The organism is Parabacteroides sp. AT13 (assembly GCF_002272965.1).
In the GTDB taxonomy this organism is placed as follows: Bacteria; Bacteroidota; Bacteroidia; order Bacteroidales; family Tannerellaceae; genus Parabacteroides; species Parabacteroides distasonis.
Map to the genome: position 1 here is coordinate 539988 of NZ_NQMH01000001.1, position 17873 is coordinate 557860.

Annotated in this window: 15 protein-coding genes; 10 read left to right on the forward strand and 5 right to left on the reverse strand. The window is 47.7% G+C overall.

What is annotated here, in order from left to right; translation table 11 throughout:
• Positions 1-100: 100 nt before the first annotated feature.
• The 4 genes from CI959_RS02615 to CI959_RS02630 form a co-directional block, all read right to left on the reverse strand.
• Positions 101-625 (reverse strand): biotin/lipoyl-containing protein, encoded by a 525-nt coding sequence (locus tag CI959_RS02615; RefSeq protein ID WP_029257277.1) that lies wholly within the window; start codon positions 623-625, stop codon positions 101-103.
• A gap of 17 nt (positions 626-642) precedes the next feature.
• On the reverse strand, positions 643-2154 hold the full coding sequence (gene accC / locus CI959_RS02620; RefSeq protein ID WP_057316657.1) for an acetyl-CoA carboxylase biotin carboxylase subunit: 1512 nt from the start codon (positions 2152-2154) through the stop codon (positions 643-645).
• Between the two features lie 12 nt (positions 2155-2166).
• The gene (locus CI959_RS02625) at positions 2167-3711 is read right to left on the reverse strand and encodes an acyl-CoA carboxylase subunit beta (RefSeq protein WP_005865611.1); all 1545 of its coding nucleotides are present in this window, start codon (positions 3709-3711) and stop codon (positions 2167-2169) included.
• 141 nt (positions 3712-3852) lie between these two features.
• Positions 3853-4686 carry a phospholipase A gene (locus tag CI959_RS02630; protein ID WP_005855233.1) on the reverse strand — a complete coding sequence of 278 codons (834 nt, stop codon included), beginning with the start codon at positions 4684-4686 and terminating at the stop codon, positions 3853-3855.
• Positions 4687-4840: 154 nt separating this feature from the next.
• On the opposite strand from CI959_RS02630, the gene CI959_RS02635 reads away from it, so the two are divergent.
• On the forward strand, positions 4841-6649 hold the full coding sequence (locus CI959_RS02635; protein ID WP_057316659.1) for a MutS family DNA mismatch repair protein: 1809 nt from the start codon (positions 4841-4843) through the stop codon (positions 6647-6649).
• Positions 6650-6708: 59 nt separating this feature from the next.
• Here CI959_RS02635 and CI959_RS02640 read toward each other — a convergent pair whose 3' ends face one another.
• Positions 6709-7500, reverse strand: a complete 792-nt coding sequence (locus CI959_RS02640; RefSeq protein ID WP_005865607.1) for a M48 family metallopeptidase — start codon at positions 7498-7500, stop codon at positions 6709-6711.
• 381 nt (positions 7501-7881) lie between these two features.
• Here CI959_RS02640 and CI959_RS02645 point away from each other — a divergent pair, with 381 nt between their 5' ends.
• From CI959_RS02645 to CI959_RS02685, 9 genes are all read left to right on the forward strand, one after another.
• Complete coding sequence (locus CI959_RS02645; protein WP_005865605.1) at positions 7882-8322, forward strand: arginine repressor; 441 nt, start codon at positions 7882-7884, stop codon at positions 8320-8322.
• A 28-nt stretch (positions 8323-8350) separates the two neighbouring features.
• Entirely contained in the window at positions 8351-8944 is a 594-nt protein-coding gene (locus CI959_RS02650) for a GNAT family N-acetyltransferase (RefSeq protein WP_005865603.1), read from the forward strand.
• A 38-nt stretch (positions 8945-8982) separates the two neighbouring features.
• Positions 8983-10182: an argininosuccinate synthase gene (locus CI959_RS02655; RefSeq protein WP_005865601.1), complete on the forward strand. Its 1200-nt coding sequence runs from the start codon at positions 8983-8985 to the stop codon at positions 10180-10182.
• Complete coding sequence (gene argC, locus CI959_RS02660) at positions 10179-11147, forward strand: N-acetyl-gamma-glutamyl-phosphate reductase (protein WP_005855221.1); 969 nt, start codon at positions 10179-10181, stop codon at positions 11145-11147. Before CI959_RS02655 ends, argC begins: the two co-directional genes overlap by 4 nt.
• Before the next feature lie 14 nt (positions 11148-11161).
• Positions 11162-12289 (forward strand): aspartate aminotransferase family protein, encoded by a 1128-nt coding sequence (locus tag CI959_RS02665; RefSeq protein ID WP_009276800.1) that lies wholly within the window; start codon positions 11162-11164, stop codon positions 12287-12289.
• A gap of 184 nt (positions 12290-12473) precedes the next feature.
• Positions 12474-13076, forward strand: a complete 603-nt coding sequence (locus CI959_RS02670; protein ID WP_005855217.1) for a DUF4369 domain-containing protein — start codon at positions 12474-12476, stop codon at positions 13074-13076.
• Entirely contained in the window at positions 13060-14625 is a 1566-nt protein-coding gene (locus CI959_RS02675) for a DUF6057 family protein (RefSeq protein WP_008780989.1), read from the forward strand. The genes CI959_RS02670 and CI959_RS02675 overlap by 17 nt, the downstream gene beginning before the upstream one ends.
• On the forward strand, positions 14622-16094 hold the full coding sequence (locus CI959_RS02680) for a PD40 domain-containing protein (RefSeq protein ID WP_008780988.1): 1473 nt from the start codon (positions 14622-14624) through the stop codon (positions 16092-16094). Before CI959_RS02675 ends, CI959_RS02680 begins: the two co-directional genes overlap by 4 nt.
• 7 nt (positions 16095-16101) lie before the next feature.
• Positions 16102-17871, forward strand: a complete 1770-nt coding sequence (locus CI959_RS02685; protein WP_008774457.1) for a DUF6057 family protein — start codon at positions 16102-16104, stop codon at positions 17869-17871.
• Positions 17872-17873: the final 2 nt, after the last annotated feature.

The window sequence follows — 17873 nt, forward strand, 5'->3', positions numbered from 1 at the left end:
GAATGTTTTTTAAGATAATTTTACCAAACATGCGAAAGGAACCGGACTGCTCCGATTCCTTTCCTATTCTCTCGAGGGAAAACTATAACCCCGAGACAACTCACTCTACAACCAACATCTTATCACCCACGGAGACCTTGTCCGTCTCATTGACATACACCTCTTTCACCACCCCATCGATCGGCGTACGAATCTCGTTCTCCATCTTCATGGCAACCAATACGCAAAGCGGGTCTCCCGCCTTGACCTCATCGCCTACCTTGACATATACCTTCTGGATCACGCCCGGCATCTGGGCCTGTATGACCTGACGGCCGACCGTCTTGGAACTGGTTCTCGACAGGCGTAATTTCTTCAACTCGTCAATCACCTGTACTTGGAAATAATCACCTTTATTCTTTACCTCATAGGTGGAATCTCCAACACTGGATATTTGTACGCCATGAGATTTATGGTTCATGATGATCGAGTGGATCGTATCTCCGCCCAGATTGTAATCTACATCATAAACGGTACCGTTTACGGATACTTTCTTGATAGGCCCGTCTTCCAGAATCTCTACCTTGAACTCTGTGTCGGGAATATCGTTAACCGTGGCAAAATAAGTCGCTAAAGCCTTTGACATAATCATTCCTCCTCTCATTAAAAGTTATTGGCCAACATTTGTAACTTCCCGTAGTGCTTCCACAGGGACTCCCCTACCAGCGGAACGGTCGTCGCACGGGCGGCCGCCTCTTTCTCCTCCTCGTAATGCTTCAAGGCGGCGGCGATCACGGCGACGGTCGGGTCGCTGTTCTGGCGACGCTTCAAGTCTTCCTTATCGAACTTGGTGTCGATAAAGGTCGTATCGTAATTCCCCTTCAAGAAGGTCGCGTTATGCAACACACGCAGGTGGAACGGAATCGTTGTCTTGATTCCCAAGATCTTGTATTCCCGCAAGGCACGTATCATATTCGAGATGGCGGACTCACGGGTCCGGCCCCATGTGCAAAGCTTGGCGATCATCGGATCGTAATGCAAGGACACCTCGAAACCGGCGTAAGCGGCGCTATCCAGACGTACGTTACGTCCCTCGGGAGCCTCACGCACCTTGATCACGCCCGGAGAGGGCATAAAGTTCTTTTCCGGGTCCTCCGCGTAGATACGGCATTCCAAGGCATGCCCCCGGCAAGCCACATCTTCCTGCTTATAAGGCAGACGATTTCCTGCGGCCACCAAGATCATATCGCGCACCAAGTCCACGCCCGTTGTCTCCTCCGTCACCAGATGCTCCACTTGAAGGCGGGTATTCATCTCGAGGAAATAGAAGTTCTGGTCCTTATCCATCATGAACTCCAACGTCCCGGCACTGTAGTAACCGATTTTCTTGCAAGCCTCCACCGCTACGGCCAACATCTTCTGGCGAGCGGCCTCCTTCACGAATGGAGAGGGCGCTTCCTCGATCACTTTCTGGTTACGGCGCTGGATAGAGCACTCACGCTCATACAGATGGATCACGTTCCCATATTTATCCCCGAGTACCTGCACCTCGATATGATGGGGGTTCTCGATATACTTCTCGATATAGATGGCGTCGTTTCCGAATGAGTTGGCAGCCTCGGAACGAGACATACGGAAAGCCGCTTCCATCTCATCCTCGCTATGTACCAAACGCATACCCTTTCCACCGCCTCCGGCAAGCGCCTTTAGCATAATCGGATAACCCACCTCGGCGGCTACTTTCTTGGCATCCTCTATGTCCGTCACCGGCTTTTCCGTTCCGGGTACAACCGGCACACCGGCTTCTTTCATGATCTTACGGGCCTCGGTCTTGATACCCATCTTCGCAATCACGTCGGCGCTCGGGCCGATAAAGATCACGCCCTCCTCCTCGCAACGACGAGCGAAGTCGGCGTTCTCCGACAAAAAGCCGTAACCCGGATGAATGGCGGCTCCTGTCTTCTTGGCGATCTCAAGGATCAAGTCCGGCTTCAAGTAAGAGGTATCCGCTTCATCTTCCGAGATGCAGTAGGCTTCCTCCGCATAACGTACATGTAATGCTCCGCGATCCACATGCGTATAGATCGCTACGGTCGGGATGTTCATCACCCGGCAGGTGCGGAATATCCGCATCGCTATCTCGCCACGATTGGCTACTAATACTTTCTTTATCATAAGGATTCGTTTTTAAAGAGGAATATTGGAATGCTTCTTCGGAGGATTGGATTGCCGTTTGTTGGCCAGCAACTCAAAACTACGGATCAAGCGGCTGCGTGTGATAGACGGCTCGATGATCTCGTCTACATAGCCTAACTCAGCGGCCCGGTACGGGTTAGCGAACTTCTCCCGGTAATCGGCTTGCAATTCCTTCCGTTTGCCTTCGGGATCTTCCGCGGTCTTCAAATCCTTACGGAACAAGATATTCACGGCACCATCCGGTCCCATGACAGCGATCTCGGCGGTTGGATAAGCGAAGTTGATATCGCCCCGGATATGCTTGGAGCTCATCACGTCGTAAGCGCCACCGTAAGCCTTTCGGGTAATGACGGTCACTTTCGGCACGGTAGCCTCGCAATACGCATACAATAACTTAGCGCCATGACGGATAATTCCCTCGTACTCTTGGTTCACGCCCGGCAAGAAACCCGGTACATCCACCAGCGTCAACAACGGTATATTAAACGCATCGCAGAAACGGACGAAACGGGCGGCCTTTACGGACGCATTGATATCCAGCGTACCGGCCAACGCGGCAGGTTGATTCGCCACGACACCGATCGTCTTTCCATTCAAACGGATATAACCGATAATGATGTTCTTGGCATATTCCTCTTGTATCTCGAAGAAGTTTTGATCATCAGCCACGGAAAGGATCAACTCTTTCATGTCGTACGGCTGGTTGGGATTAGTAGGAACCAGCAGATCCAATTGCGGATCGATGCGGTTCGGGCTATCGGTAGTAGGAACGAATGGCGGCTCTTCCATATTATTATTCGGCAAGAACGACATCAACTCACGTATCTTCAAGATACAATCCATATCGTTATCCGCCGTGCAATGAGCCACTCCGGAACGGGTGCTATGCACTTCCGAGCCTCCCAGATTCTCCATCGTAACCTCTTCTTGCGTCACGCTTTTCACGACCTCCGGGCCGGTGATAAACATATAGCTCGTTTGTTTTACCATAAAGATAAAGTCCGTCAACGCCGGCGAGTAAACCGCTCCACCCGCACACGGGCCCATAATGGCGCTAATCTGCGGGATCACGCCCGAAGCCAACGAGTTCCGGAGGAATATCTCGGCGTATCCCGCCAAGGAACGAACTCCTTCTTGAATACGTGCGCCTCCCGAATCGTTCAACCCGATCACCGGAGCGCCTAGTTCCGTTGCCATGTCCATGATCTTACAGATCTTACGGGCATACGTCTCGGACAAGGCTCCACCGAATACCGTGAAGTCCTGAGCGAAAACAAATACCGTGCGTTGCCCGATCATTCCGTAACCGGTGACCACGCCATCCCCTAATGGACGCTGTTTTTCTAAACCGAACTCATGGCACGTATGTGTCACGAACTTGTCGATTTCCACGAAACTACCTTTTTCCAATAGTAGTTCGATTCTTTCTCTAGCGGTTAGTTTACCTGCCGCATGTTGCTTCGCAATGCGGTCTTCTCCGCCCCCTAACTCAGCTTTGTGGTTGAGAGCTTTTAATTTTTCAATTTTTTCCTTCATGGCGTATCTCTTTAATTATCCGGGAAACGTTCAATATATTAGAAAACAAAGTCTGTAAATGTATTGTTTCCTAAAGAAACGAAATGTATCATATATTACATCTATCGCCCGATCAATGAGATCTATCAAGAAGGATATTTTTTAGTAAATACTGAAATCTTGCGGCTTGATCACGAAACCGATCCGCAGCATGCTTTTGTATTGATTGTATTCCAAAAGGTTCTCACCGTAACCATTATAATATTGCAGGAAGAAATATTGGTTCTCGTTATTATTAAACTTATAGCTCAACTCGATCTGAGTGTTAAAGCTGAACCAAGTCTTTCGTTTGGTCAAGATAACCCCGCAGTTAAAGCGCCTGTTGTCTGTCCGGTAATTGGCGGCTACTTGGAATATACCATTATATTTAAGGATGTCTTTATTTTCCTTACCGTCCACGATCGGTATCCAGCCCTTGAATTGAACTTCCCAGTTCTTATTCAACAGGACAGCCGCCGCTAGGGTGATCTTGTTCCAACTTCGGGAGAAGATGCTATCTTTACCGTTCGACTCGTGCTCGACCATCAAATAGCCTTTCCCGATATATTTATTCTTATGCACGATAAGGTGCCCCAAACCGATACCCGGATTAAAATTCAAGTCGCGCATCGGCAAGGACTCTTGAAAGACATTCCAAAAAGCCTTTTGCGTGTATTGCAAGAAAAGATAGGTATCGAAGGGGAGTTTACTTTTCGTAAGACGCTGGGCGATGCTCAACTGGAATTTAACGTCGGAGTTTCTCGCCGTAGGCTTGTTGCCGATAGGGATACCGCCAATAAAATAATTGTCCTTGAATAAGGTAAAATAAGGTGACTTATCCAAAATCGCACGAATACTATCCGCATTATAACTCTCTTCCGGCCCTTTCGCTAAAACTTGCGAATGTGCCATACCGCAAACAAGAAGGAAGAGAAAGGATATAATCGTTTTTTTCATAAATGATCTTAAATTATAAATATGTCCGCGAATATAGGGGAAACGGCAGTTGGCTTTATCGCCCAAATTACATGAATAATGGTCATTTCACCTATGAATATAATATATAAACCAAAATTCAAGAGGTTAGTTCATTTTTCCTATATTCGCGGCTATGGAAGAAATCTATAGTTATTACAAAGAAAATATCGACGCTTATACACGGCGCTTGGGTAATTTGAAAAAGAAGATCCATTTGATGGGGAGTATCCGGTTGGCTTTAGTGGTGGGAGCGATCCTCTCCTTATGGATATTCAGGGATGAGAGTTGGCAATGGCTGACGGGGATCACCTTCGCTTATATCATCCCGTTTGCGCTCCTGATGTGGTACCATAATAAAATGTACGCACGAAAAGTATACGCCGAGACCTTGATTAAACTAAACGAGGATGAGCTAAAAGGACTGGACTATGATTTCAGCGCATTCGATGGGGCGGCCGATAAGATCTCGGGCGAGCACTCTTTCTGCTTGGATCTGGATGTGTTTGGAGACCGCTCCTTATTTCAATCGCTCAATCGTACCGTAACCGGGTTCGGGCGGGAACGACTGGCCAGTTGGCTCTCGAATCCCTTGACGGATAAGAAGGAGATCGTCAAACGGCAAGAGGCTGTCAAGGAATTAGCGGCTTTATCCGCCTTACGGCAGCATTTCTATGTGACGGGAATCATCCGGCAGGACACGCAAGATACGAGAGACAACGATATCAACTTTATGGACCGACTCACTCAGCGTAAGCATAAATTCGTTGATAGCCTACCGTGGAAACTATTGATCTGGGCGGTCCCAGTGTTGTGGATCGTATTGGGTATCGCTTACTCGCTGGATTGGATCAGCGGGAGTTTATTGAATATTTATTTCTTAATCACGTTAGTGATCGCTTACGGACGAGCCAAGGAAATCAATGCGCTTTACGCGACCGTCAATAAGATGGAGTCTATTTTCAATCGGTACTCAAAGCTGATGCAATGTGTGGAAGAAGATAATTTCCAGTCGGAAGAGCTGAAAGAGATCAGCGGGCAATTAGCGAATGAGAAGGAATTGGCCTCGCATGCTATCAAACGCTTGTCGTCGTATATCGGAGGATTAGACCAACGATTCAGTTTGGCGGGTATCATTTTCAATCTCTTCTACTTGCGGGATACACGCCATGCCATCCTTTTGGAACGCTGGATTCAGACTTACTCCGATAAACTTCCGCTTTGGTTCGACGCGCTGGCTCGTTTCGACGCGCTGAACTCGTTGGGTGGTTTCGCTTTCAACCATCCGGAATACATCTATCCGGAGATCGCCGACACTTATTTCCAGATGGAAGGCAAGGCTTTGGGACATCCTCTTTTGAACCGGGATGTCTGCGTAAAGAACGATATCGATATCCGCAAAAGTCCTTGGTTCCTGATTATCACCGGAGCGAATATGGCCGGAAAAAGTACATACCTCCGGACGATCGGTGTCAATTACTTATTGGCTTGCGTAGGCGCTCCGGTCTGTGCCGCCTCCTTGACGGTTTATCCCGCCCACATGGTTACCAGCTTGCGTACCTCGGATTCCTTGGCTAGCAACGAGTCTTATTTCTTCGCGGAGTTGAAACGGCTGAAAATGATTATCGACAGGCTGCAAAACGGGGAGAAGCTATTTATCATCTTGGACGAGATCTTGAAGGGAACAAATTCTATCGACAAGCAGAAAGGCTCTCTTGCCCTTATGAAACAGCTGGTCGCTTATAAGGCTTGCGGCATCATCGCCACCCACGATTTAGTGTTGGGTACTTTGGAGGAAGAGTTCCCGGAACAAATAAAGAATTACCGCTTCGAAGCGGATATAAAAGACGAGGAGCTATCCTTCTCTTATCAACTAAGAGAAGGGATAGCCCAGAATATGAATGCTTGTTTCTTAATGAACAAGATGGGAATCTTGTTTAATTGAAAATTGAGAATTGAAAATTGAGACAAGTGGTAAAATAGCTGTCACTTGTCAACTGTCAACTACTTTTTGTATTTGGTTTTGATTGCGGGTAGGACTTTTTGGATTTCCGCTATACGAGTGGCATCACTGGGGTGCGTACTCATAAATTCCGGCGTAGAGCCACTCTTTCCGGCGGACATCTTTTGCCAGAAGTTGACTGCCACGTCCGGATTGTATCCCGCCATAGTCATGAATACCAATCCCATATAATCCGCTTCCGACTCGTGCTTACGGGAGAAAGGAAGCATTACGCCATACTGCGCTCCCACACCATATACTGTATTGGCCGCTTGCTGTACCGCCGCGCTCTTATTGCTTACAGCCGCACCTAAAATAGCCGCCCCGTATTGGGCCATTAGTTGCTGGCTCATACGCTCATTGCTGTGTTTAGCTACGGCATGGGCGACCTCATGCCCGATGACCACCGCCAATTCATCGTCCGAGGAAACTAAAGGCAGCAATCCCTCGTACACCACGATCTTGCCTCCCGGCATACAGAAGGCGTTCACCTGCGGATCATTCACCAAATTAAACTCCCAAGAGAAGTTTTTTACCTCATCCGCCATCCCGTTCGCCCGCAAATAGTCCTCCGTAGCGGCGGCTATCCTCTTTCCGACCCGGGTTACCATAGCGCTCTTGTTCGCGTTCGTCGACTTCTTCGCCGTCTTTATATAATCGTTGTACTGGGTAAGGCTGGACGATAACACCTCTTGGTCCGAAACCAACAGCACTTGCTTACGTCCTGTCAACGGTACGCTGGAACAGCCTGCCAATAAAAGCAAGGCCACGAATAAACTTGCTATTTTTCTCATATCCTTTTACTTGAAATTAAACCTGATACTCTCTTTTTAATAACGCAAAGATACTACCATTTTGTTCAAAACGAGCACCCCCTTTCGTTCTTTCTATAGGGAGTATTAGCCTTTTCTTTGAATGACATTCATCATCTACCATCCATTGCATGATCATCCACCAATTGGTACATGATCTTCTAACAGCTGTTGCATGATCCTCCAACGGCTGATAAAAGATGAATATAAATAGATGAAATGCCTAACACTTACAGTGATTAAACCTAAGCTAAGCAGGAAAATCCCTTACCCCCTACTTATATCAGAAAAAAAAGCCCTTGATTGTATATTTATTCAACAATACTCTTTATATTTGCAGCCTGTTTTGCATAAATATACAACATGAGTACAAAGAAGGAACGATTGGATGCCATTTGCGGTATTATACAGACGAAAGTGATAAGTAATCAAGAAGAACTGCTTAAAGAACTGGAAGATAGCGGATTCTCGGTTACGCAAGCTACGCTTTCCCGCGACATCAAGCAACTGAAAGTAGCCAAGGTACACGACGGAACCGGAGATTATGTATATCGCCTTCCCGAAGAGAGTATAAGCAAACAAGCACAGCCTGAAGGCAAGAAAAAGCCGAATATCGAGTTTTCCGGAAACTTGGCGGTGGTGAAGACACGACCGGGTTACGCCATGGGAATTGCCTCGGACATAGACTCCCATGCCCCCAGCGAGATACTGGCCACCATAGCCGGAGACGATACGATCTTGGTAATCCCCCGCAACGGTGTGAGCCAAGAGAAGGTGATTGCCGCTTTATCACATTTTATATAAAAGGAAAAAACTAAGAACAAACAATAAAATGGAACAAGAAATAGAAATTGATGTTATGATCGCTGATGCCTCTCACGAGGTATATGTGGATACGATCCTAGATACGATCGAGTCTGCCGCTAAAGTCCGGGGCACGGGTATCGCCAAACGTACGCACGAGTATGTGGCCCAGAAGATGAAAGAGGGCAAAGCGGTGATCGCCTTGGCGGGAAACGAGTTCGCCGGGTTTAGTTATATCGAGTCATGGGGAAACAAGCAGTACGTGACTACCTCCGGCTTGATCGTACATCCGAATTTCCGGGGCTTGGGTATCGCGAAACGCATCAAAGACATGACTTTCCAACTTGCCCGCATGCGCTGGCCGAAAGCGAAGATATTCAGCCTTACCTCCGGCGCTGCCGTGATGAAGATGAATACCGAGCTGGGATATGTACCGGTTACGTTCTCCGACTTGACGGACGATGAGGCTTTCTGGCGAGGTTGCAACGGTTGCGTGAACCACGATATCTTGGAACGCACCGAACGTAAGTATTGCATCTGCACGGCCATGCTGTTCGACCCGGCCGATCCGCATCGTGCGCAACGAGAGCGGGAGGCCCGTAATCAGACTAAAAAGGACTAAATTAATACGATAGAAAAACAACATAAAATAAAGAAACGATGAAGAAGAAAGTAGTAGTAGCGTTCAGCGGAGGTTTGGATACCTCATTCACGGTCATGTATCTGGCTAAAGAAAAAGGATACGAGGTATACGCCGCTTGCGCTAACACAGGTGGTTTCAGCGAGGAACAATTGAAACAAAACGAGGAGAACGCCTATAAGCTAGGCGCCACGAAATACGTGACGATCGACGTTACGAAAGAGTATTACGAGAAGAGCTTGAAGTACATGATTTTCGGAAACGTGCTGCGTAATGGTACGTATCCGATCTCCGTAAGCTCCGAGCGTATCTTCCAAGCCTTGGCGATCGCCCGCTACGCGAACGAGATTGGCGCCGACGCTATCGCCCATGGTTCTACCGGAGCCGGTAACGACCAGATCCGTTTCGATATGACTTTCTTGGTATTGGCTCCGAACGTGGAGATTATCACGTTGACCCGCGATATGGCCTTGAGCCGTGATTTTGAGATCAACTACTTGAAGGAGCACGGTTTCGAGGCCGATTTCACGAAGTTGAAATATTCCTATAACGTAGGTCTTTGGGGAACCTCTATCTGCGGTGGCGAGATTCTTGATTCCGCGCAAGGACTGCCCGAGAGCGCTTATCTGAAACAAGTGGAGAAGACCGGCAGCGAGCAATTGCGCATCGAGTTCAAGAACGGTGAGGTTCATGCCGTGAATGGTGAGGTGTTCGAGGATAAGATCGCCGCTATCCAGAAGATCGAGGAGATCGGGGCCGCTTACGGTATCGGCCGTGATATGCACGTGGGCGATACGATCATCGGTATCAAGGGACGGGTCGGTTTCGAGGCTGCCGCTCCTATGTTGATTATCGGGGCGCACCGCTTCCTAGAGAAATATACGTTGAGCAAATGGCAACAATACTGGAAGGATCAGGTAGCGAACTGGTACGGCATGTTCTTGCACGAGAGCCAATATCTGGAACCGGTGATGCGCGATATCGAGGCGATGTTGCAAGAGTCTCAGCGTAACGTGAACGGTACGGCTATTCTGGAGCTTCGTCCGTTGTCCTTCTCTACCGTTGGCGTAGAATCTGAGGATGACTTGGTGAAGACGAAATTCGGTGAGTACGGAGAGATGCAGAAAGGCTGGACCGCCGAGGACGCTAAAGGCTTCATCAAGGTTCTTTCCACTCCGTTGCGTGTTTATTATACGAACCATAAAGACGAAGAGATATGATTAAATGCGGAATTATAGGCGGAGCGGGTTACACGGCGGGTGAATTGATCCGCCTGCTCCTAAACCACCCTGATGCCGAGCTTACATTTATAAACAGTAGCAGTAACGCCGGTAACAAGATCACGGACGTGCATGGCGGTCTTTATGGCGAGACGGATTTGGTGTTCACCAGCGAGTTGCCGTTAGATAGCATCGACCTTCTGTTCTTCTGTACCGCTCATGGCGATACGAAAAAGTTCATGGAGAGCCACACGGTCCCCGAGAACGTGAAGATTATCGACCTGAGCATGGACTACCGGATCGAAGGCCCGGAGCACGATTTCGTGTACGGCCTGCCGGAATTGAACCGCCGCCGGATTTGCAACGCCCGGCATATAGCGAACCCCGGTTGTTTCGCTACTTGCATCCAATTGGGCGTATTGCCGTTGGCGAAGCACTTGATGTTGAATTCCGACTTGCATGTCAATGCCATCACGGGATCGACGGGAGCGGGCGTGAAGCCTTCTTCCACCTCTCACTTTAGCTGGCGCAACGACAACATATCGATCTATAAGCCTTTTACGCATCAGCACTTGGCCGAGATCAACCAGAGCTTGAGCCAGTTGCAGAAGAGCTATTCAAGCCGGATCAACTTCATCCCCGTACGCGGTAATTTCTCCCGTGGCATATTCGCCACGACGTACATCGATTGCAAGATCGACTTGGTGGAGATCCGACGTATTTATGAGGAATATTATGATGATCACAGCTTCACGTTTATCACTGATAAGAACCCGGATTTGAAACAAGTGGTAAATACGAATAAATGCTTGATCCACTTACAGAAAATAGATGATAAGCTTCTTATCATCTCTATGATCGATAACTTATTGAAGGGCGCTAGCGGCCAAGCGGTCCACAACATGAATCTATTGTTCGGGTTGGAGGAGACGGTTGGCTTACACTTAAAACCCTCCGCGTTTTAAAAAATACTATAAAGATGAATTTATTCGACGTATATCCATTATTTAATATAGAGATCGTACAAGGCAAGGGATGTCATGTATGGGATAGCGAGGGAAACGAGTACCTCGACTTATATGGCGGCCATGCCGTGATCTCGGTGGGGCACAGCCACCCTACTTACGTAAAGGCGATTACCGAGCAGGTAAATAAATTAGGCTTTTACTCGAACTCGGTTATCAATAGCTTGCAACAAAAATTAGCGGATAAGCTAGGGAAGGCTTCCGGCTACGATGATTATTCGTTGTTCTTGATCAACTCCGGAGCGGAGGCGAACGAGAACGCGTTAAAACTGGCCTCTTTTCATAATGGCAAGAAGCGGGTGATCGCATTCAAGCACGCCTTTCATGGGCGTACCTCCGCCGCCGTCCGTGTCACGGATAACCCAAAGATCATCGCTCCGGTAAATGAGGATCTAGCGGTTACTTATCTTCCATTGAACGACGCTTCCGCCGTAGAGGAAGAGTTGAAGAAGGGGGATGTATCTTCCGTGATCATCGAAGGTATCCAAGGTGTAGGTGGCATCCAGTTACCAACGGATGATTTTATGCGTAAGTTACGCAACTTGTGTACGGCTTATGATGCCTGTCTGATCTTGGATGAGATCCAGTCCGGATATGGAAGAAGCGGTAAATTCTTCGCGCATCAATATGCCGGTATCAAGCCGGATTTGATCTCAGTAGCGAAAGGTATCGCCAATGGCTTCCCGATGGGTGGGTTATTGATCAGCCCGAAATTCAAGCCGGTTTATGGTATGCTCGGCACTACTTTCGGCGGTAACCATTTGGCTTGCGCGGCCGCTATCGCCGTTCTCGATATTATGGAAGACGAGCGTTTGATTGATAACGCGGCGAAAGTGGGTGCCTATTTATTGGATGAGCTTCATAAACTTCCGGGTATCAAGGAAATTCGGGGCCGTGGTTTGATGATCGGTATCGAGTTCGAGGAATCTATCAAGGAAGTACGTAGCAAACTTCTCTTTGAGGAGAAAGTGTTCACGGGTGTAGCCGGAACCCATACGATCCGTCTGCTTCCTCCGCTTTGCTTGACGATGGATGAGGCCAAGGAATTTATCCGTCGCTTCAAGAAAGTCCTAAACGCTTAATTGTTCTTTATTTCATAAAAAGGGAGGATGTCTGAATTAGTGTCCTCCTTTTTTCCATTCCTCCTCAACAGCGACGTAAATTAAGTATCACCCTTTGTCAAAAAAACATCATTCCCTTTTCCGAAAAAATACTAACTTTACGCAGTCTAAACTTTGAGTCTCTAATTACTAATGAACACGATCGATGAAATATCTATTTATAGGAGTATTCACTTTATTGTGCCTATTTGCCTGTCAATCTAACGATTCCAAATACATCATAGAAGGCACCCTACCCACCGCACAGCAGGATGGGGAATGGATTTATCTGGCACCCATGGAAAACGCCTCAATCGAAAATATCGATTCTACGAGAATAGAGAACGCACGGTTTACTTTCCAAGGAACGGGAGAAGAGATGAAAGTCCTCCGTATGCGCATCCTTTTGCGTCTCAAGTTCCAAGAGCTACTGGTCGTAACGGAACCGGGTGTGACCTCAGTACGGATAGACTCCATCAGCTCGGCCTCCGGTACACCGCAAAACGACGCCTTGCAGCATTGGAAAGACCGGAAGCAAAAGACCGATAGCGAATCCTATGCCCTATGGACAGCGCTTAAGACTTGCTCGCCGGAAGATTCCATCCGCATCAAGCAGACATGGGATTCCTTGAGAGTAGAGACGCAAGCTTTTAATTATGCGTTCATGAAAGAACATATCAACCAAACGGTCGGGAAATTCCTCTATAAGATGATAAAAACCTCCTTGACCGAAGAGCTACGAAAGGAACTGGATGAAGCGAATCATTAAACAGGATCTGTCGATCACGCTAGCGGTACTGGCGATAGCGATCTTCGCTTTCTTCTTCTGGATGTACCCCTATCATTTGTTCCACAAAGAGCAAATGATGCTGTTCTTGTACAGCGGCGAGTTTCTCCGTGGATATTTTCAGGAGGAAGCGTGGCTGGCTTGTCTCACCGGCGATTTCCTTACGCAATTCTTTTATTATATCGGGGGAGGCCCGTTCATCCTAAGCGTTGTCTTAACTTTATTTGCCCTGCTTACCTATCGGACATTCCGGCAATTCGTCAGCAAGAGATACGCCCTTCCTCTTATGATACTACTTGTATTATGGGAGGCCGGAAGGTCTTGCGGACTCGCCTATCCGTTATCCGCGACTCTCTCCTTGATCGGAGCAGAAGGTGTTTTCCTGTTATATAGCCGGAGCCAAACTGAGGGGCAACGTCTTCTTACCTGCATTCCCGCCATGCTTCTTTGCTATTGGTGCTTCGGGTACGGGGCATGGCTCTGTCTGGCCCTTATGCTGGCCGCCGGAATCATAGCGCACCATCAAAAGCTAAGTGCCCTGCTTGCGGCAGGTATATTACTTCTTCCAGCGACCCAATATCCCGCTACCACTTGGTGGAGTAAGCCGGATCTCGACCGGGAGTATGTACTCAGCCTCGATGTGGAACATTATTTCGGAAATATACAAAAGATGAGGAAACATCTCGAGACAGACCGCCAAATCCTTTGGGTGACCTATTACCGGAACCTGTACAATGCCACGCATCCGTCCGAGATCAACTCACCCGTATCTCTCTCCCGGAACCTCCTAGCGTGGAATCAACCGGGTACGAATGGGTTGATCCTCCCCGTGAACCCATCCGCTTCTTTTCTCTCTATCCTATTCGCCAACGAGTTATGGTTTACGTTAGGAGATATGACCATGGCCGAGCATTGCGCCATGCTAAGTATGATCTTCTCTCCCCGCAATTCGGGTAGCCGTATGATCAAACGGCTGGCTGAGATCAATCTGGTCAATGGGGATGATGAGGCAGCTCTTAAATATCTACGTATATTAGACAAGACACTCCTTCATAAAAGCTGGGCCGAAAAGAGAATACCCGGTCAGCAAACCCCGCGAGTAAAGGAGTGGCTGGAGAAGAAACGCAGAGACATCCCGACCCAAGACCATCTACGTTCCGGTAACGATGCCGTGACTTCCTTACGGAACTTAGTCGCCTCGAACGCCGGCAATCTCCGTGCTTACGAATACTTACTCTGCTATCATTTACTCTCTAAAGATCTCCGTTCTTTTGTAGAAGATTATGTACCGGGTAAGGTCTCTAGTTCCATTTTCGCCGAGGCCCTGCTGATCCATCTCGCCCGCCAAGGTAATATCCGTGCGGAAGAGCTTATAAAATACCAAATCCCGGTAAAGATAGCGAAAGAATTCGCCGATTATACCCGGCTTTATGAGGCAAAGGACACGAGTTTGAAAGAGAAATACGGCAAGACCTATTGGTTCTATTATCATTTTGCGACCACAGAGCCCGGAAAGGAGAGTAAGCCATGAAAGAAGCAAGAATCATGAAAGAGAACATAACCTATTACCTCGTCTGGATAATCTGCTTGCTGGCAGGATGTACCCCTACCCCGAAGCAAATAGAGGATACCACAGACCCAATCCCCATGTATCCCGATTATACGGATATCATGATTCCCACGAATATTGCCCCTCTCAACTTCTTATTGAGAAACGATGCGGACGCTATGCAAGTAACCTTAAAAGGGAAATCAAAAGAGATACAATTATCTTTCGGAAAGAAAGCTATTTTCCCTTTAAACCTATGGGAAAGCCTTTTAGAGCAGGAAGTGGGCAACCGCCTGCAAATAACCGTAGTCGCCCGTATCAAGGGTAAATGGTTTCGTTACCCCTCTTTCTACTGGCAAGTAGTTCCGGAGAAACTGGATAGTTACATAAGCTACCGGCTTATAGAACCCGGCTACGAGGTATGGAACAAGATCCAATTATGCGAGCGGGAGATCAATACCTTCGAGGAACGGGTTATTGCCGACAACAAAGATACCGACGGTTCTTGCATGAACTGCCATATTTACGGAAATAAGAAAGGAAGTTTATCCATGTTCCATTTACGGGGAAAGCAAGGAGGCACCCTGCTGAACCGTAACGGACATTTGAGGAAGTTGAAATTGAGCAACGACAGTCTGCCGAATGGGGCTGTCTATGGCGATTTCCATCCATCGGGGCAGTTCGCCGTTTTTTCCACGAATATTATCATCCCTGCTTTTCATTCGTTAGGAAGTAAGCGGTTGGAAGTCTATGACACAACCTCCGACCTAGTGGTCGCCGATTTCAGAAAGAAACAACTCATCACCTCCCCATTGACTAGCCGGAAGGATGAGTTAGAGACCTTCCCTACCTTTTCGCCCGATGGGAACTGGATCTATTATTGCTCCGCTCCCATCCAGCCGTTGCCCGATAGCATCCATAACCTAAAATATTCCCTATGCCGCATATCTTTCCATAAAGATACCAAGGAATGGGGCCGACAGATCGAAACCGTATGGGATGCCCAGAAGCATAATGGCTCCGCCTGCCATCCCAAGATATCGCCCGACGGTAAATACCTACTTTTCACGGTAGCCGATTATGGAACCTTCCCGATCTGGCACCAAGAAACAGACCTGCATATGATGAACCTCCAGACCGGGAAGATAGATACCTTACCTGCCGTCAACTCCGATAAATCGGATACCTACCATAGTTGGTCCTCTAACAGCCATTGGTTTGTCTTTGCCAGTAAGCGGGATGACGGACTATACGGAAAGCCTTATTTCTCTTACGTGGATAGTACGGGAAAAGCCTATAAACCTTTCGTTCTCCCGCAAGAGGATCCGGAACATTACGATATCACGTTGAAATCTTATAATATACCTGAATTATCCACTAGCGAGCTTCCTTTCGACGCTGAAGATGTACAAGATATCTACTACGACGAGGAAGCTGAGACTTTTAAATAATAGAATCATGGAAAATACACGTAAATATAGATACATAAGAGGAATCGCCTCCTTATTATTCGGCTGTGCGATTTGCCTGTTTTGGGGACTTTATTATCCTCATCATTTACATTACCACGAGCAATTCCAGTTATTCCTGTTCACGCCGGAATATGGAATCGACAAATGTCTCCATCCCGGAGGCATCGCTGAATATATAGCGGAGTTCCTGACGCAGTTCTATTATTTCGCTTGGGCAGGGGCTACGATCTTGGCGATCGTTCTCGTGCTTATCCAACGGCAAATAAACTGGCTGGCCCAACAAATGGGGGCTTCCGACTTTTGGTATCCGTTCAGCTTTCTCCCCTCTATCCTGCTCTGGGTATTTTTATGTGATGAGAATGCCCTGCTGGCATTCCCTGTCTCCATAACTCTCGCCCTCTTCGCCTTAATCATCCAGCGAAAAATCACTCATCCATGGGGACGAATAATCTATACGCTCCTAATAATGCCGGTACTCTACTGGATCGTAGGTGGTGGGGCCTATTTCATCTTCGTTATCGGAGTAGCAATCGGGCATTGCATCAAACCCGTACCAATCGTATCCAACAAATCCTATATATGGATTCCTATCTACATCTTGCTTGGAATCCTATGCCCCCTATTGGCACAAAGCCTTACGCAATATCCATTGCTTAGCCTCATGACCGGCATCGATTATTATCGTTTCCCCATGATCGTACCCAACACCCTGTTACTTGTTATTGCTACCGTTGCCATAACCCCCGGGGCACTTGCTTTACTTCCCCCACCCGTAAAGAGCACTAAGGCATGGATGGGTATTATCTCCACCCTGCTCCTTATCGGTGGTGGCACATGGATCTATGCCGCCAGCAATTCGGATAAGGAGGAGGCTATGAAATACGACTACCTCACCCGCATGAAACAATGGAACCAGATCATCAAGGCGGCGGAAAACAAAGAGCCTAATTCTCCTTTCTCCGTGACCTGCTTAAATCTGGCTCTCGCCAAGACCGGGCAATTAGGGGATCGCATGTTCCATTTCTACCAAAATGGAACGGAAGGATTGATCCCCACCTTCCAAAGAGATTTCACCTCACCGCTCCCTACCAGCGAGATATTCTATCATCTGGGAATGATCAACTCCTCACAACGCTATATGTTCGAAGCGATGGAGGCTATCCCCGACTATAAGAAAAGCGGACGTGCCTATATGCGTCTGGCCGAGACCAACTTGATCAATGGACAATACGCTGTCGCCGCCAAATACCTGCGGGCTTTGCAGCATACCTTGTTCTATAAGAAATGGGCGACCAACGCCATGAGCTATCTAAATAACGATGAAAAGATAGAGAAGCATCCCGAATGGGGATGGTTGAGAAAAGCCCGATATACAGAAGATTTCTTGTTCAGCGACACGGAAATGGATGTCATGCTAGGCTTATTGCTGCAACATAACAAAAGTAACCGGATGGCTTTCGAGTATATGTTAGCCTATGTCTTGCAAAAGAAGGATCTGGAACGTTTCATGAAATATTATCCGCTGGGAAAAGATCTGGGCTATAACCACATACCCATCTCTTATCAAGAGGCATTGATTTTCATTTGGACACAGCAGCATCCTAATTTCCAAGGCCTTCCTTGGAGCATCTCCCGCAACGTATTGGAAGGGGTAAGCGAGTTCGCCCGTGTTTATATGACGCAGAAAGACTCCGAGCCTATCCTTCGCCCAAAATACGAGAAGACATTTTGGTATTACTTATTATTCAGAAAATAAAC

What these genes read in the sequence shown, in the direction of transcription:
- CI959_RS02670 (WP_005855217.1), top strand. Translation starts at nt 12,474, where the DNA reads ATGAAATATCTATTTATAGGAGTATTCACTTTATTGTGCCTATTTGCC.
- argC (WP_005855221.1), top strand. Translation starts at nt 10,179, where the DNA reads ATGATTAAATGCGGAATTATAGGCGGAGCGGGTTACACGGCGGGTGAA.
- CI959_RS02650 (WP_005865603.1), top strand. Translation starts at nt 8,351, where the DNA reads ATGGAACAAGAAATAGAAATTGATGTTATGATCGCTGATGCCTCTCAC.
- CI959_RS02625 (WP_005865611.1), bottom strand. Translation starts at nt 3,711, where the DNA reads ATGAAGGAAAAAATTGAAAAATTAAAAGCTCTCAACCACAAAGCTGAG.
- CI959_RS02685 (WP_008774457.1), top strand. Translation starts at nt 16,102, where the DNA reads ATGGAAAATACACGTAAATATAGATACATAAGAGGAATCGCCTCCTTA.
- CI959_RS02675 (WP_008780989.1), top strand. Translation starts at nt 13,060, where the DNA reads ATGAAGCGAATCATTAAACAGGATCTGTCGATCACGCTAGCGGTACTG.
- CI959_RS02655 (WP_005865601.1), top strand. Translation starts at nt 8,983, where the DNA reads ATGAAGAAGAAAGTAGTAGTAGCGTTCAGCGGAGGTTTGGATACCTCA.
- CI959_RS02635 (WP_057316659.1), top strand. Translation starts at nt 4,841, where the DNA reads ATGGAAGAAATCTATAGTTATTACAAAGAAAATATCGACGCTTATACA.
- CI959_RS02680 (WP_008780988.1), top strand. Translation starts at nt 14,622, where the DNA reads ATGAAAGAAGCAAGAATCATGAAAGAGAACATAACCTATTACCTCGTC.
- CI959_RS02640 (WP_005865607.1), bottom strand. Translation starts at nt 7,500, where the DNA reads ATGAGAAAAATAGCAAGTTTATTCGTGGCCTTGCTTTTATTGGCAGGC.
- CI959_RS02665 (WP_009276800.1), top strand. Translation starts at nt 11,162, where the DNA reads ATGAATTTATTCGACGTATATCCATTATTTAATATAGAGATCGTACAA.
- accC (WP_057316657.1), bottom strand. Translation starts at nt 2,154, where the DNA reads ATGATAAAGAAAGTATTAGTAGCCAATCGTGGCGAGATAGCGATGCGG.
- CI959_RS02645 (WP_005865605.1), top strand. Translation starts at nt 7,882, where the DNA reads ATGAGTACAAAGAAGGAACGATTGGATGCCATTTGCGGTATTATACAG.
- CI959_RS02615 (WP_029257277.1), bottom strand. Translation starts at nt 625, where the DNA reads ATGTCAAAGGCTTTAGCGACTTATTTTGCCACGGTTAACGATATTCCC.
- CI959_RS02630 (WP_005855233.1), bottom strand. Translation starts at nt 4,686, where the DNA reads ATGAAAAAAACGATTATATCCTTTCTCTTCCTTCTTGTTTGCGGTATG.